General features: G+C 45.3%; 14 protein-coding genes. 7 read left to right on the forward strand and 7 right to left on the reverse strand.

Annotated features, from left to right (window positions below; all coding sequences use genetic code 11):
- Positions 1–32: 32 nt before the first annotated feature.
- A complete protein-coding gene (locus MHB85_RS03940) occupies positions 33–1,088 on the reverse strand; it encodes an ankyrin repeat domain-containing protein (protein WP_192136010.1) in 1,056 nt (351 codons plus the stop codon).
- Positions 1,089–1,343: 255 nt separating this feature from the next.
- Here MHB85_RS03940 and MHB85_RS03945 point away from each other — a divergent pair, with 255 nt between their 5' ends.
- On the forward strand, positions 1,344–1,913 hold the full coding sequence (locus MHB85_RS03945; protein WP_192136012.1) for an SF0329 family protein: 570 nt from the start codon (positions 1,344–1,346) through the stop codon (positions 1,911–1,913).
- 170 nt (positions 1,914–2,083) lie between these two features.
- Positions 2,084–3,250, forward strand: a complete 1,167-nt coding sequence (locus tag MHB85_RS03950; RefSeq protein WP_091019746.1) for a cobalamin-independent methionine synthase II family protein — start codon at positions 2,084–2,086, stop codon at positions 3,248–3,250.
- A 200-nt stretch (positions 3,251–3,450) separates the two neighbouring features.
- Here MHB85_RS03950 and MHB85_RS03955 read toward each other — a convergent pair whose 3' ends face one another.
- A complete protein-coding gene (locus MHB85_RS03955; RefSeq protein ID WP_105602098.1) occupies positions 3,451–4,026 on the reverse strand; it encodes a GNAT family N-acetyltransferase in 576 nt (191 codons plus the stop codon).
- A 41-nt stretch (positions 4,027–4,067) separates the two neighbouring features.
- The gene (locus tag MHB85_RS03960; RefSeq protein WP_244661138.1) at positions 4,068–4,805 is read right to left on the reverse strand and encodes a TVP38/TMEM64 family protein; all 738 of its coding nucleotides are present in this window, start codon (positions 4,803–4,805) and stop codon (positions 4,068–4,070) included.
- 183 nt (positions 4,806–4,988) lie between these two features.
- Here MHB85_RS03960 and MHB85_RS03965 point away from each other — a divergent pair, with 183 nt between their 5' ends.
- Together MHB85_RS03965 and MHB85_RS03970 are read left to right on the forward strand one after the other, a co-directional pair.
- A complete protein-coding gene (locus MHB85_RS03965) occupies positions 4,989–5,681 on the forward strand; it encodes a response regulator transcription factor (protein ID WP_091019742.1) in 693 nt (230 codons plus the stop codon).
- Complete coding sequence (locus tag MHB85_RS03970; RefSeq protein WP_192136016.1) at positions 5,674–7,017, forward strand: HAMP domain-containing sensor histidine kinase; 1,344 nt, start codon at positions 5,674–5,676, stop codon at positions 7,015–7,017. Before MHB85_RS03965 ends, MHB85_RS03970 begins: the two co-directional genes overlap by 8 nt.
- Positions 7,018–7,218: 201 nt before the next feature.
- Here MHB85_RS03970 and MHB85_RS03975 read toward each other — a convergent pair whose 3' ends face one another.
- A complete protein-coding gene (locus tag MHB85_RS03975; RefSeq protein ID WP_192136018.1) occupies positions 7,219–8,754 on the reverse strand; it encodes a carboxylesterase/lipase family protein in 1,536 nt (511 codons plus the stop codon).
- A gap of 112 nt (positions 8,755–8,866) precedes the next feature.
- Here MHB85_RS03975 and MHB85_RS03980 point away from each other — a divergent pair, with 112 nt between their 5' ends.
- Positions 8,867–9,676, forward strand: coding sequence for a helix-turn-helix domain-containing protein (locus tag MHB85_RS03980; RefSeq protein ID WP_192136020.1), 810 nt, complete (start codon positions 8,867–8,869; stop codon positions 9,674–9,676).
- A 2-nt stretch (positions 9,677–9,678) separates the two neighbouring features.
- Here MHB85_RS03980 and MHB85_RS03985 read toward each other — a convergent pair whose 3' ends face one another.
- Positions 9,679–9,882 carry a hypothetical protein gene (locus MHB85_RS03985; protein WP_091019733.1) on the reverse strand — a complete coding sequence of 68 codons (204 nt, stop codon included), beginning with the start codon at positions 9,880–9,882 and terminating at the stop codon, positions 9,679–9,681.
- Positions 9,883–11,046 (reverse strand): glycoside hydrolase family 27 protein, encoded by a 1,164-nt coding sequence (locus MHB85_RS03990; RefSeq protein WP_192136022.1) that lies wholly within the window; start codon positions 11,044–11,046, stop codon positions 9,883–9,885. It lies immediately after the preceding gene.
- A gap of 515 nt (positions 11,047–11,561) precedes the next feature.
- Between MHB85_RS03990 and MHB85_RS03995 the strand changes: the two genes are divergently transcribed.
- Positions 11,562–12,269, forward strand: coding sequence for a DNA alkylation repair protein (locus MHB85_RS03995; RefSeq protein WP_192136024.1), 708 nt, complete (start codon positions 11,562–11,564; stop codon positions 12,267–12,269).
- A gap of 285 nt (positions 12,270–12,554) precedes the next feature.
- Here MHB85_RS03995 and MHB85_RS04000 read toward each other — a convergent pair whose 3' ends face one another.
- On the reverse strand, positions 12,555–13,130 hold the full coding sequence (locus tag MHB85_RS04000) for a TetR/AcrR family transcriptional regulator (RefSeq protein WP_091019728.1): 576 nt from the start codon (positions 13,128–13,130) through the stop codon (positions 12,555–12,557).
- Positions 13,131–13,330: 200 nt separating this feature from the next.
- Here MHB85_RS04000 and lpdA point away from each other — a divergent pair, with 200 nt between their 5' ends.
- Positions 13,331–14,716, forward strand: a complete 1,386-nt coding sequence (gene lpdA / locus MHB85_RS04005; RefSeq protein WP_192136026.1) for a dihydrolipoyl dehydrogenase — start codon at positions 13,331–13,333, stop codon at positions 14,714–14,716.
- Positions 14,717–14,726: the final 10 nt, after the last annotated feature.

A 14,726-nucleotide genomic window follows, 5' to 3' on the forward strand; every position in this document is an offset into this window, starting at 1 on the left:
AACTTTTCCGCTTCTTTTTTTTGCTTTGCTGTTTAACGCGTATACTCTGGCTTCTCTATTGCGACTGGCTGAGGATTCGCTAATACCCATAACACAGCCAACTCGGATAATCTGGCAGGCGCATCAAAATCGTATCCATCATGAAGCCTGCTGACCAGGTTTGCTGCCTCTTGGAGTAGTGCCGGGGCGAGTGGCGCACCAATGCCCAGGTGACGAATCAGTGCATCCAGCATCTTGCGATACTCTGCATCCCAGTTTCCTCCGCCATTATCCAATACTTCATGGGATACACGCCCTGTGATGCGGATAACCTCTCCCTGCACCGTTTGAGCATGGCCCTGGGCGGGAATGAGATATTCCCACAGCTCTTGATGTTGCTTGGGCCAGGTGGTTGCCGTTACCTGAATGGGGGTGGTCCCATCGTGCATGATCCGATTTGCTACCGGCTCGACATCAAATAGCCGGTAAAGTTTGATTAGCGCGTCTGAAACTTCATCGACCTTGTCCTGATTGAACTTCTCACGAACGAATTCAAAATCCTTACCAATCCGCTTCACCGATTCTTTCATATCTGGCGTGACCGATGCACCAGCATTCAGCAGAATGGCGGCAATCTCCGCCAGATCGACAATATCACTATTCCTGCAATTGACTAATCCCTTAGCTAATGGCGTATTTCCCTTATTATTTTCAACGTTAATAGCAGCACCTTGATTTACCAACTCTTGAACCACTTTGGTTCTATACCCATTGACCGCTGCATGTAACGGTGTTTCATTTTGGTAGTCCACAGCGTCCAGATCCGCACCTAATTCAAGGAACAGGGGGACATTTCCTGACCAGTGTGAGGCATGGGCATGTAAAGGCGTGCGTTGATATTTGTCGCGTGCATTAATATCTGCCCCTTGCTCTACCAGCCAGCGGACCACTTCATCCGATATTTGACGAAAGCTGAGGGTCGTACCTTTGCTGTATCCCCCACGGGCATCCCATTCGCATTGCTCGAAAACCTCTTTTACGGTAGCGATATCATTATCTTTAACGAGTTTTTCCATATGAGCAGGTAAGGTTGCTTTCTTCGTAGCCATTACACTCTTCCTCTCTTTTGTGAATAACAACGTATGTTCCAATGGTAGGCTATGACGATTTAATAGTAAGTAGATAATTTTCTGCAATTTTATCACATAGGGGAATTTAAAACCAATAACTGGGTTTCTTCCATCGTCAATTTGTTTTGCTATGTTATAATTTAGGTGAATGTTGATACTGGAGACGGATTGAAAAAAAATATTTGAAATGATCACCGCAATTTATGCGGTAGGCTTTTGATAATAGGAGGATTTATGTCCTGGAGTAAATTGAAGCAACAACTGGAGAGTTTTCTTAGTCCCGCGTTAGTTGGAAGGGTGGAGTACCGTGCTACCAGCTATCGCTATTCACCTGATAAATCAGGCAATTGTTATATTACTGTAGATAAAAAAAATGTACTCAACATGAGTGATACAACAACCCCAATCCGATGGTATCAGTCAGAGCAGGAGATCAAGAGCGATCCGGAGATCATGATTCCTGTGAGCGATGAAGAGATTGAAGCTATCAGAAAAGATTCCAAAGGACCCATTCCCGAGGATCGTCTTCAAGTCATGGCAAGAAGTAGAAAGATCTCCGTACATGCCAAAGAGCTGTTGTTGGCTCAGACCGCACTCAGTAAATCGAATTTTACCGTTGCAGCCACGACATATCTATCGACTTCTATAGAGGATAATCTGGAGAGCAAGGATATCTTGTTTAATATTCTGGCTTTAATGGACAGACGAGTTGGCAAAAAGCGAATTCTGAACATGTCGGAGCAGGTCAAATTAAAGCATCCAGCGGTACAATATTTTTATGAACTGCGTCGTCGTACGTTGTGAAATTGAATAACTTTCACGGATAGAGGTACACTGTGTCGGTGACGGTTTCACTGAAATCTGTCTAATAAGTGGATATAGCTTTTAACTATAACCAGTTATGGTTTTTAAGTATCCCTTCTAACTGCTCTCAGCGTGATATGATCATTGTATACAACGAGGGGGTTTTTTACATGACTGATAAGTTCCAGATCGTAGGAAGTTTATTGCGGCCGGATGAGCTGCTGAAATATAAAACGCAAATTGAACATAATGATGATATCCAATATCCGTTCTATGAAAACTACGAAGGATATGAAAAGTGCGAGACGGAGGCTATCAAACAAGTTGTCGCTAAGGAAATCGAACATAACTTGTCCGTGGTTACCGATGGCGAATTCTCCAAATCGATGTGGCATCTGGACTTTGTATGGGGATTTGGCGGAGTAAAGCGTTACATCGCGGATCACGGCTATTTTTTCAGAGATGTGGACGGAACTTCGAAATATGAAACACGCAAAGATATTGGACTACGCATTACTGATAAATTGAGTGGAAAGAACCATCATTTCATTCAACTGTTCCAACAACTGCAAGACACAGCTGGCGAGCAACAAACGAAACTTTGTGTACCGTCTCCTTCCCATATTTTCGGTGAGCTTTCCTGGTCGGATAACATTGGTGGAACGGATGCTGTATATCAGAACATACAGGAACTCAAAGAGGGTCTTGTGATCGCGTATAAGGAGTTCGTGGAGGAATTCGCTGCGGTGGGCGGTAAAATTCTGCAATTCGATGATTGCTTGTGGGAACTGTTTGCAGACGACAACCCGAACTCTCCTTTTACAGGGGAAAATATTAATCAAGATGAAGTAAAGGGTCTCGCTACCGAATTCATTGATATTAATAATACCGTGATTGACTTCGGACATAGTCTTGGCTTGAAAATGTGGACACATAACTGCCGCGGCAATTATGATTCCCGCAACATGGGTGGTGGATCGTATGCCAAAATTGCGAATCTGTTCCTGAAGCAATTGAAGTATGATCGTTTCTTCCTGGAGTGGGATGATGATCGTGCGGGTTCAATTGAAGCTCTGGAAGTGTTCAAGGACAGACCGGAAACGGAAATTGTACTGGGTCTGTTGTCATCCAAAACGAGTACACTCGATGATGAAGCACGTGTTGTCCGTTTGCTGGACGAAGCTTCCAAAATCATCGATAAGGATCGGCTGCTGCTGTCTCACCAATGCGGCTTTGCATCTTGTGATGGCGGTAATGAATTAAGCGAAGCTCAGCAATGGGCGAAGATTGATCAAGGGCAGAAGATTGCAAAGCAATATTGGGGCAGCACGATCTAGGATTTAAGCTAAATGTGTTTTGACCTTATAAACACAATGTTTGATCAATAGTGTTATGCGCGATAATGAAACGGCGACTTTTCCTCTGGAATCTATCCAGGGAGAAGCCGCCGTATTTGTTGTGGAACGTACACATGGTTAGGTTCTCATGTCTATAACTTTTTTAAACTAATGATGACGCATAGGCATGTCTTTCTTTATTACTGCGATTCACGCTGAGCCAGCCATTCCTTTTTCAACAAAGCATATTGATACGTATTCTCGTATTTCGGTGTGCCGTCCTCATTATTGACAAATGAAATGAACTCCATAAAAAGACCTTCCCGGCGCATGCCCAGCTTCTCACACAGTTTCTGAGAACGGAAGTTATCATCCTCGACATAGGCGTACAGTCTTCTTATTCCCTGTTCCATAAAGAGATTTTCGATGAAAGCATTGGCGCTCTCACTGGCGTACCCTTTCCCTTCATATCTGCCATTAAAATTCCAACCAATACTATACGTATCTGAATTCGAATCCTTATCCGTATCGGAATCCCGATCTTCCCTCATACCAAACAGCTCACCGATCAGCTCGTTACTGTCTTTCAGGCAGACCGCGATGTGGGAATCGTCACTGCTTCTTTTTGCGACCTCTGTCTCCGCGTCTTCCAATGTTAAAATTCGTTGATCCATAAAACAATTCACTCTGGGATTTGCCGTGTATTCCAATAGTCCGGCTGCGTCCGTTACGGTGAAATTTCGCAGGATTAATCGATTGGTTTCAAGTGTTTGCATAAGATATACCTCCGGTTTTCATATCAATAGATTGGCTATGTTCATGTTGTATCTCTTTTTATTTTACGAGACTCCCTATTCGTACTATAACTGGGTATAGCCTTGGGTTTGGCTTTGGTACTGTCTGACCGGGAGAACAATCCCACCAATTTCTCCCTATAGATATAACCGAGTACAAACCCGATTACAGCGATAACAGAAATAATAATGGCGATTGTGTATTGTTGCATATGAATTGTGGACCCTATAACGGTAGATGCGATGATCCACGGCAGACGACCAACGATAAGGATCGTGAAGAACCTAAACGAACTAATCGATGTAAGTGCGGCGACAAATACAAGCATGTCTTTGGGCAAGCCGGGAATTACGAAAAATATAAATAAAAAAGCGGAGAACTTCTTCTCATCATGAATTAAAGACATCCACTTATTATTTTTCTTTTGCATTAGTCGTGAAATATAGGCGCGACCGATGTAACGAGTGAAATAAAAGGCGATCGCTGAGCCTATAATCAAGCCTATTGTAGTATACAAGGACCCAATTGTAACCCCATAGATATAACCGCCTGCAATCTGTACCACTTCTCCTGGAATAGGTGCAACCACGATCTGAAGAATCTGGAATAAAATAAACATGACCGGACCCCAATGGCCTGTTGAATGAATATACGCTCTGAAATTGTCCATGGAAGACATGATTTTAATAATGGCAGGAGAATAATACACCAGTAGACCAATGGACAACATGATGAACAGACCCAACAATATGTTAATCATTATTTTTTTCGAAGTTTGTGGCATTCCTGACGACCCCTTTGTGTAATAACTTCTACATATTTACAGTATAAGACGAAATTATTAAGAGATACCTACATAACTTCTGAAGAATTCTTAAGTCGATTGTATTTGCTGGTAGTCGCTAATAGCGCATATTATACTGAAATTAGACGGAGGGATCAGATGAGCAAGAAAATTCTAATTGCTGATGATAACAGTGAAATTCGTGAAATTGTAAGGATTTTGTTAGAGAGCGAGAATTATGAAGTGATTGAAGCGATAGATGGTCAAGATGCGATTGATAAAGTGAACGAAGAGACGGATCTCATTATTTTGGATATGATGATGCCCAATAAATCGGGGCTGAAGGCGTGTCTGGAGATTCGTGAAAAAACAAGCGCACCGATCCTGTTTCTCACAGCGAAAACGCAGGACTCTGACAAACAATTGGCCTTTTCCTCAGGCAGTGATGACTTTTTGTCCAAACCCTTTTCCTATACAGAACTCGTTTCGCGGGTGAAGGCTTTACTGCGGAGATATTATATATATCGGGGCAAGGAGAAGACCGAAGAAAAGGACCAAATTATCGTTAAGGATCTTACCGTCCATCAGGATTCAAAAGCCGTGTTTGTTGGGGAGAAGGAGATTGCTCTAACTGAAATTGAATACCAGATCTTGCTCCTACTGGCCAAGAAACGACGTAAGGTGTTTTCGGCAGAAAACATCTATGAGAGTGTTTGGGGGCAACCCTACTTTTATACGTGTAATAACACAGTGATGGTTCATATTCGTAACTTGAGAGGCAAACTGGAGGATGACCCGCAGAACCCTAAATATGTGAAGACCGTTTGGGGGAAGGGGTACAAAATTGAATAGATTATTCATAGGAAAAAAGCTGAAGATTAAACTGGTTCTGGCGGTTGTCATTTCTTTGGTCATTTCCATAAGTGCACTCGTTATTTTACAAGTTGTTGGCGAGACTCTATTGGATAGTTATTTAAGCAAATCCACTTTTGTAGAGAACAGGCAGCAAGATGCGCTTGATCGATTCGAAGCATTTGTGGATAACCAGAACGTGTCAACCCGTGATCATGAGGAATTGTCTGCTTGGATAAGTCATGAGCGCTACTTAAATCTGTATATTTTTGCAAAAGACAAATTGATATTTTCCTCCAATACGGGGATTGATCCGGCCATTAATGAAGAGTTGTTAACTCAATTCGTGCCATCGAAAATACCCATTACCACCATCCACTTTGCGGATCAGGATGCCCAGATATACTTGGTTAGCTTTTATGAGTATCAATACTACAACCTCATTCTGATTATTGGTGTTTTCATAGCGGCCATTGTGTTCCTCGTTTCCTTTCTACTGATGATTAATAAGAAAACATCTTATATTGGCGTGCTTGAACAAGAGATCAAAATACTCGAAGGTGGAAATTTGGATTATTCGATTACGATATCGGGAAAGGATGAACTGTCATCTCTGGCCCAAAGTATTGATGAGATGAGGAAATCATTTGTGGAGCGGCTGGACAGCGAGGAGAGGGTCAGGATGGCCAACCGTGAATTGATCACGGCGATTTCCCATGATTTGCGAACGCCACTCACGATTCTATTAGGATATATGGATATCATAGAGCTCAACAAATATAAGACACATGAGGATCTGTTGCAGTATATTCATAATAGCCGGGAGAAGGCCTATCAGATCAAAGTGCTGTCGGACAAACTATTCGAATATTTTACGGTATCCTCGGCCGCTGAAGAAGAGGAAGTAGAGTTTGAAATGTATGAAGGCAGAGCACTTATCGATCAACTCATAGATGAGCAATTAGTGGTTTTGGACGATATAGATGTGCAGGTTCAGACAGATGCACATCATGAGGAGTTTTTGTTGGAAATCAATCTGGTCGCCATGCGTCGCGTAATGGATAACATATTTTCAAATATTCGAAAATACGCCGATCCAGTGCATCCTGTTCATATCCAGATTTCTTTGAAGCAACAATGGGTCATTCTTGAGGTAGAGAATAAGATTAAACGTGTTGGCAAAAAGAATGATAGCAACGAAATCGGGCTCGTTAGTTGTCAGAAAATGATTCAGCAGCACAACGGGACGTTGAAGGTTTCGCAGGAAAAGGATATCTTTTCACTACAGATTAAGCTACCTGTCATCCTCAATAAACCAACACAGACTCATATATAACGGATCTCTTGAAATGATACTGATTGTCTTCCGTGGGATTTCTCTGGCTGTCTGATTTTGTTGTTACCTTAGACTGCTGTAGTGGAGAAGCTTGCTAATGGGCATGGGCGAATGAACATCGCTCTACCATTCACACTATACAAAAAGAGCCATGCGACAGCATGGCTCTTACATATATCGTGAGAGGGCAAGACTCATGTTTTAAACAACAGGTTCATTCTGTTTCTTGAAATATTGTTCAATTAAAAACGCGAGCATCGGTCCGGGCTCAGTCTTCTGTAATTGAGCCTGATCGCCAAATTCCATGAGATACGGCTGTTCCGTAGTACAAGGAGTCCAATGAGGCATCAGCTTTCCGGTGGAGTCCGAGCCGTTTGGATCACCTGTAGCAATAAAGTTGGATAAATAATTGCACATCTGGCGGGCCAGATCATAATGCTTGCCTGTGAAAGGCCGCCAGCATTTGGCGAGTGTTTCGAAGAAGAACCACAGATCGACGGAGTGAAAAGTGCCTGGCTGGTCCCAGCCCGGAATCTCGGCGTCGAAGTTATAATAGTAGAGAGGCGTTTCAGACGGATGACCGCTGTTCGCGCGAATGGCGAGCAGAATGGCATGCTGGATCATGCGGACCGATGCCTGTTGCAGGGCATGCTCGAATTGGCCGGAATTAGTCTCACATAGCTGCAAAAAGGTAGGAGCATCCTCGCCAAACAGCTCCACAGCCATCTGTTTCAGTTCTTCCAGATTGGCTGCGGCGGGACGGGTCCAGAATTCTGAAGACGTATGCCCCAGCATTACGGGTATCGCCTCGCGCTCCTGCTGAACAAAACGAGTAAACGAATCGCCTGCGCAGAATTGTTCGTCGATGACGGTTCCCCAGAAGCTTTTATATTCGAGGGCTTTGTCACGGAGAAATTCAGCATCCAGTTGTCTCGCCTCAGTCAGGGAAGATACGCCCAGGAAGTCGAAAAATGCAACCCCGGCTTGCTCTGCATCCCGCAGTGTGGAACGGACAGAAGGCACACGGACTTTCGGGTACAACTCCGTAGCCATACCGCTCATGATGACGGCTCGCTGGAACAAGCCCTTATTTTGCGGAGAGGTCATCTGGCTGAGTACACTTCCCCCGCCTGCCGACTGTCCACCGATCGTGATCTGGTCTGGATTACCGCCAAAGGCGGCAATGTTGCGTTTGACCCACTGTGTGCCCGCTTGCTGATCGAGATGACCGAAGTTGGCGGGTGCATGGGGGGATTCGGCACTAATCTCAGGATGACACAGGAAGCCGAAGGCATTCAGCCGATAATTAATCGTCACAACGATAATGCCTCTACGGGCGATTCGCTCGCCGTCAAATTCCATTTCGGCCGTATGGCCCACTTGGAGGCCCCCGCCAAAGTACCAGACAAAAACAGGCAGCTTCTCGTCCGTGCGTTTGGCTGGTGTCCAGACATTCAGATACAGACAATCCTCATCCATGGGCAGGTCGGGATCAACGGCCCATTCGCGGGTATAAATATTGTTGTCATCGATGACTGTTGGGGCTTGCATGGAGATGGGGGCAAAATCAAAAGCTTGCAGTACACCTTCCCAGCTCGACTGCGGCTGCGGAGCGCGCCAGCGGTTCTCACCTACAGGAGGTGCGGCAAAAGGAATTCCCTTGAAGCTGGTAATCCGCGGGTCCGCCGCGGGCAGTCCTTGCACTTGTCCATGTTCTACCGTAACCATTCTAAGCATACAACATTCTCCTCTCTGGATTTAGCGTGTAAGCGTTACCGTAAATCTAATCAACGATATATAAGATAAACCTAACGCCAGAACAAGGCGGATTAGGAAGGGGGGATCAAGGTTGAATCCGATTTGGCATGAGAGCAATAGAGCCAGTAATTTGTATTTTATCAGCGGTGGTCACAAGCCAGCCAACCCTCACCAATGGGGGCCAGGCGTGCGAGACGTTTATGCGTTGCACTATATTATCCGCGGCCAAGGGACGCTGGAGACGGGCGGCCGCGTTTTTCGGTTAGTTACGGGGGAAAGCTTTATCATATTTCCGCAAAAGGAGATTTATTATTATCCAGACCCGCAAGATCCATGGGAGTATGTCTGGGTGGAGTTTAGCGGTGAGGATGCCGGGCGGTTGCTGGGGCTGACGCAGTTCTCAGAGGTACAACCCGTGGTGACGATCTCACCGGAGACACTGCAGCCTTTTTTCCACCTTGCCTGGAACGCGGGTGCGTCATCCTATGAGTTACTAAGGGCTGATGCCCGTTTGCGTCTGTTGCTCTCCTACTATATGGAGCATTATCCGAAGGAGCCGCAGGTGGATGCCAAGGATTATGTCTGGCTGGCGAGAAAGTACATCGAGCAAAACTACTGGAAGCCGACACTGACCGTCACGGAGATCGTAAAGGCAGTTAATCTGGAGCGCAGTTATTTGTTTCGTCTGTTTAAGGCAGCAACCGGCAAGTCTGTTTTGGAGTATATTACATCCTGTCGAATCGAGCGCGCCTGTGAGCTGCTGAAGACGTCGGGCCTGCCGATTCAATCGGTAGCCTATTCTGTCGGATACAATGATCCGTTATATTTTTCCAAAGTATTTAAGAAAGCAACTTCACACACGCCAACATCGTACATGATGTTGCACGGGACCAAGGCATAACGTTAACGGAACAGGGCGCAGTTCCCGGACTCTCGGAAATAACGGATCAGCTTCTCAATAGGCTCGCGTCCACAGTTCAACTTCACTCCTATACAATCGATGCACAGAAATTGCTGGGCAGAGCGCGAGATCAATTTGAGGTAGATGCCCACATCGTCTGAAGAGAGCGGAACCTGACAGGAGGTGCACAGGCGATGTTGAGTCATCTATTTCACCAGTTTCGCACGCACAATTAAACAATCATGTGCTGCGACAACGGGAGCGAAGCGTTCACGGAATACGCCAAGCTCTTTATGTTCCCAGCAGTCATACAGGGACAGGGCATAACCGGCAGCGTAAGGCAGACCCATATCCCAAAATTGCAAAGACAATTCCCGCTGGTTGTCGCTCAGGTTGAAGAAACCAATAGCTAGATCACCATCTGTGAGTACTTTCACCAGCATAAATACATCGTCTGTGTGAAACCATTGCGGTTCTGGTTTAATGCGGTAAGCTCCGCGTGCTTCTACATCCTGATTGATAGCGATCAGGTCAGGATTAAGGAGAATATCCTTTGTAATCTGGTTAGCCTTGCGCACGTCGCATCCGATCATTAATGGGGAACCCATCATGGACCAGAGTGAGAAGTGGGTTTTATATTCGATGTCGTTGCATCCGCCGATGCTGCCAATATAATCATTGTTGCTTCCACCGTACATACCAACGATTAGCATATCCATGTCGTTATGGCAGAAAGAGCCAGTGTAGCTTTGTTTCCCGAGTTGGGACAGGGCAAGTTCCTTCGCTGAATCCCAATTGTCACGGATATCGCCGGTGGAGCGGTACATATGAGCGCCCGATTCCCGTATCCAATCGTATACATCGTCGGCTCCCCAGTTGCAGGCGGAGAACAGGATATCGCGTCCGCAGTTTTTGAGCGCAAGGCTCATCCGTTTGTACAGCAGCTCTCCTGAGATATGGCGCGGCTTGAAGCAGTAGTCATACTTCAAATAATCAACGCCCCATTCGGCAAAAAGGGCAGCATCCTGGAATTCATGCTCAAAGCTGCCTGGATACCCGGCACATGTATGCGTACCCACGCATGAATACATGCCGAACTTTAGTCCTTTGTTATGGATATAATCAGAAAGCGCTCTCATTCCACTCGGGAATTTCTCCGGGTCCGCCACCAGATTGCCGTTTGCATCACGTTCCTTCAGGCTCCAGCAATCATCAATGACAATATACTCGTAACCAGCGGCCAGATAACCTTCCGATACAAACACATCTGCGACATCCCGAATTAATTGTTCGTTAATATCCCACGTAAAGGTATTCCACGAATTCCAGCCCAAGGCAGGGGCAAAGCCTAACACTTGATTGTTGCTCATGCTCTCGCATCCTTCCTCATCTCGGTTTGGTTAACAACACTAAACTGAACATAAACGATGAGCGACGTATCCTGCCATAGCTTAACGTTGCTTGGACATGGACAGATGTTGCTCTGCTTGTGCTGGGGGAATTAGCTCTTCCAATCAGGCTCTCGGCAGGTATTCAGAAGTTGCCGGTAAAAGCATAAGAAAGGAAAAATGTCTGTCTGCGAAGAAGTTATATCTATCTTTTCAGGGATCTGTGCTAAACAATGGTATAGATGTTATGATCGGTGATAATGCTTGAACAGGTTGTCAGAGCAACAGGGAAATTTGAATAGTATTCAGTTTTTTAGGAAAAATACCCCATTAGGGAATCCCTCATGTGAATGGTAATAATCTCGCCGGAATGATTTTGCATATGGCAGAATGGTTCGAATAGGATAATGTGTAATTTTCCAACGGTTGTTCGTTAAACATAAGTTTCTGTTTGATATGATCAGATATATAAATTATAGGATGGGGAGTGTCACGAAATGAATCTAGATGAAGTGATGCAAGAGCTGGAAGCACTGGGTAAAGAACGAACGAAAAAAATCTACATCTCCAACGGTGCGCATGAACCGTTATTTGGCGTGGCAACCGGGGCGATGAAACCAATGGCGAAGCGAATCAAAAAGGATCAACCTTTGGCGGAGCAACTATATGCAACGGGGAATTATGATGCGATGTACTTTGCAGGCGTGATAGCCGATCCTCAAGCGATGACAGAAGATGATTTCGACCGTTGGATTGACGCTGCTTATTTTTACATGATCTCTGACTTCATCGTTGCCGTTACGCTAGCGGAGACGGATATTGCTCAAGAAGTTTCGGATAAGTGGATCGCCAGCGGAGAAGAATTGAAAATGTCAGCAGGATGGAGCTGTTACTGTTGGTTGCTCGGCAGTCGAAAGGATGCTGAATTTTCGGAGAATAAACTGATGGAGATGCTGGAACAGGTCAAAAAGACGATTCACGAATCTCCGGAACGAACGAAATATTCGATGAACAACTTCCTGTATACTGTCGCAACATCCTATCAACCGTTGCACGATCTGGCGGTGGAGACAGCCAAGGCTGTGGGACCTGTCGAAGTGAACAAGGACATGCCCAAGAGCAAGCTGCTGAATGCCTCTGAGAATATCCAAAAGGCTGTGGAAAAAGGGCGGACGGGCTTCAAGCGTAAATATGTAAGATGCTGAAATTTTTGCCGTAGCGTCAGTTTTAACATACGGAACATATGGTTATCGTGGGATTGAAATCCACAATCTCCATGTTAAAATGGGGACGGAAACAGCTTATCATGCAAAGAAAGCCGTGCGCTAACACGACACTCTGACGCAATAGCCGCTTTTAAGGGCGGTGGGCTTAACAAGAGGATACACGATCAAGTAGACCGCAACCTTTGCCAGGGTGAGCGGTCTATTTGTGTTTTTAACTTGATATAGCAACATCAAATCTACTTATTGTATAAAAACAAGAAACCCTTACATATCTTTTCTTTTAACCATTTCTTTGGCTTGCTGTCTGCCCGCCGAGAGAAAGCTGTCGCTAAGCTCAGGATCACTAACAGAGCGTGCAAGTACAAGCGAACCAACCATTGTACTGAACAGTGCACGACCGCTGGACATATCGATCTCAGCCAGATTGGAGATAAAAGTGATCATCCGCTCTAATTCATGGGTGAACACCTGCCGAATTTCTTCGGACGAACGGGATATTTCGCTGGAAAGGGCGGGGAAAATACAGCTCATTTCCGTTTGGTCGCGGTGATACGGACTCAAATAATAATCGATTACTTTATTAATTTTGGAATTCTGCTCTTCCTGATCAGCCACGTTCTTTAGAAGTGTAATGGTATCACTAATGGCATATTCACAGGCTTCGGCAACCAATTGTTCCTTGTTGTCAAAATGTGAATAGAACCCTCCGTGAGTTAATCCAGCTCCCTTCATAATAAACGGGACACTCACTTCCTGGATACCATTGGTGCGAAAAGCTCGAGCCGCACTTTCAACAATCTTACCTCGTACTTTTATCTTATGTCCTTTAGGATAGGGCATGATCATTCACTCCATAGTTTCATCATTATACTTTTTAAAATATTATAGTCATCATAATAAAGCCTGTCAATTTGGCGACTGAATATCTGTTGCTTTACAAACGGATAAAATACGGTTGTTGACGATTTTAAAATATGATGATTATAATATATTACGGTCATCATATTTTAAATTGACTTCAAATCGGGAGGTATCAGAATATGAGCAAGCTTAAATCTGTGGATACGTTAGTTATTGGATCAGGTCCAGGTGGTTATGTGGCGGCGCTTCGTTCTTCGCAGTTGGGGATGAAAACGGCGATTGTTGAACGTAAACAGCTCGGCGGGGTCTGTACACATGTGGGTTGCATACCATCCAAAGCTTTAATTGCGGAATCGCATCGCTATGATTGGTTCAGACAGTTCAATCAAGCTGACGCGGCAGCGACATTTAAGACTGCTCAGGATTTTAAACAGGGGGTTGTGGATAAACAGGCAGGTGGCGTCCACTATTTGTTAAAGACTGCGGGTGTGAACATTCTGGAAGGAGAGGCCAGTCTGGTGGATGAGCACACAGCCATGATCCAGCAAGCTGGGCAGGAGCAAAGCATTTCTTTTAAAAATCTCATACTGGCAACGGGGTCTCGTCCAATTGAATTGCCAGCATTTCCAGTTGGAGGTCGCATCTTATCTTCCACTGAAGCATTATCTCTACAGGAGGTTCCGAGTAGTCTGATTGTGATCGGCGGAGGTTATATTGGGGTGGAGCTTGGACAGATGTATGCCAAATTCGGAACCAAGGTAACGATTCTGGAGGGAGGCGCACAAGTATTGCCTGGATTCGAGGGGGAACTTGCAGCCCCTGTAGTCAAACAATTGAAGGCGGACGGCATCCAGATCGTAAACGGAGCGATTGCCGAAAAGGTGGAGCACAATGCGGATTCCGTTACACTGCATTATTCAAAAAATCAGGAGCAGCAACAAGTTACAGCAGAATATGTACTGGTTACAATCGGCAGAAAACCCAATACAGACGGCCAGTTAGGACTGGAACGCATAGGTGTGCTCGTAACGAACAAAGGACTGGTTGAGACGGATGAACAGTGCAGAACGGTTATCCCTCACATTTACGCTATTGGAGATATTACAGCCGGTCCGGCACTTGCCCACAAGGCATCCTATGAAGCCAAAGTAGCCGCAGAAGCCATTGCTGGTCTTACCTCCAAAGTGGATTACAAGGTAATTTCGCTTGTCGTGTTTTCTGATCCGGAGATATCCAGTGTTGGGGTAAGTGAGACGGAAGCCAATGCACAGGCCGTTCCGGTGGTTATTGGGAAATCTTCTTTCGGGATTAACGGAAGAGCATTGGCATTAAGAGAACCCGAAGGATTTGTGAAAATAGTGGCAGACCCGACCACAGGAATTGTCATTGGTGCGCAAATCGTAGGCGTGGAGGCATCCACACTGATATCGGAGCTCGCACTCGCAATTGAGATGGGGGCAACCGTGGAAGATCTGGCCATGACGATTCATCCTCATCCGACTTTGGGAGAAGTGATCATGGAGGCAGCCGAGAATGCGGTCACCAAAATTAAAAAGCAAAAATAGTCAGCAAATT

The sequence above is a fragment of the Paenibacillus sp. FSL K6-4396 genome, assembly GCF_038002525.1.
GTDB classification, from domain to species: Bacteria; Bacillota; Bacilli; order Paenibacillales; family Paenibacillaceae; genus Paenibacillus; species Paenibacillus amylolyticus_B.

Excerpts from the sequence above, each read along its gene's own strand:
- MHB85_RS03990 (WP_192136022.1), bottom strand. The coding sequence starts at position 11,046 with ATGAGCAACAATCAAGTGTTAGGCTTTGCCCCTGCCTTGGGCTGGAAT.
- MHB85_RS03985 (WP_091019733.1), bottom strand. The coding sequence starts at position 9,882 with ATGACTCAACATCGCCTGTGCACCTCCTGTCAGGTTCCGCTCTCTTCA.
- MHB85_RS03960 (WP_244661138.1), bottom strand. The coding sequence starts at position 4,805 with ATGATTAACATATTGTTGGGTCTGTTCATCATGTTGTCCATTGGTCTA.
- MHB85_RS03995 (WP_192136024.1), top strand. The coding sequence starts at position 11,562 with ATGAATCTAGATGAAGTGATGCAAGAGCTGGAAGCACTGGGTAAAGAA.
- MHB85_RS03975 (WP_192136018.1), bottom strand. The coding sequence starts at position 8,754 with ATGCTTAGAATGGTTACGGTAGAACATGGACAAGTGCAAGGACTGCCC.
- MHB85_RS04000 (WP_091019728.1), bottom strand. The coding sequence starts at position 13,130 with ATGCCCTATCCTAAAGGACATAAGATAAAAGTACGAGGTAAGATTGTT.
- MHB85_RS03945 (WP_192136012.1), top strand. The coding sequence starts at position 1,344 with ATGTCCTGGAGTAAATTGAAGCAACAACTGGAGAGTTTTCTTAGTCCC.
- MHB85_RS03950 (WP_091019746.1), top strand. The coding sequence starts at position 2,084 with ATGACTGATAAGTTCCAGATCGTAGGAAGTTTATTGCGGCCGGATGAG.
- MHB85_RS03955 (WP_105602098.1), bottom strand. The coding sequence starts at position 4,026 with ATGCAAACACTTGAAACCAATCGATTAATCCTGCGAAATTTCACCGTA.
- lpdA (WP_192136026.1), top strand. The coding sequence starts at position 13,331 with ATGAGCAAGCTTAAATCTGTGGATACGTTAGTTATTGGATCAGGTCCA.
- MHB85_RS03940 (WP_192136010.1), bottom strand. The coding sequence starts at position 1,088 with ATGGCTACGAAGAAAGCAACCTTACCTGCTCATATGGAAAAACTCGTT.
- MHB85_RS03965 (WP_091019742.1), top strand. The coding sequence starts at position 4,989 with ATGAGCAAGAAAATTCTAATTGCTGATGATAACAGTGAAATTCGTGAA.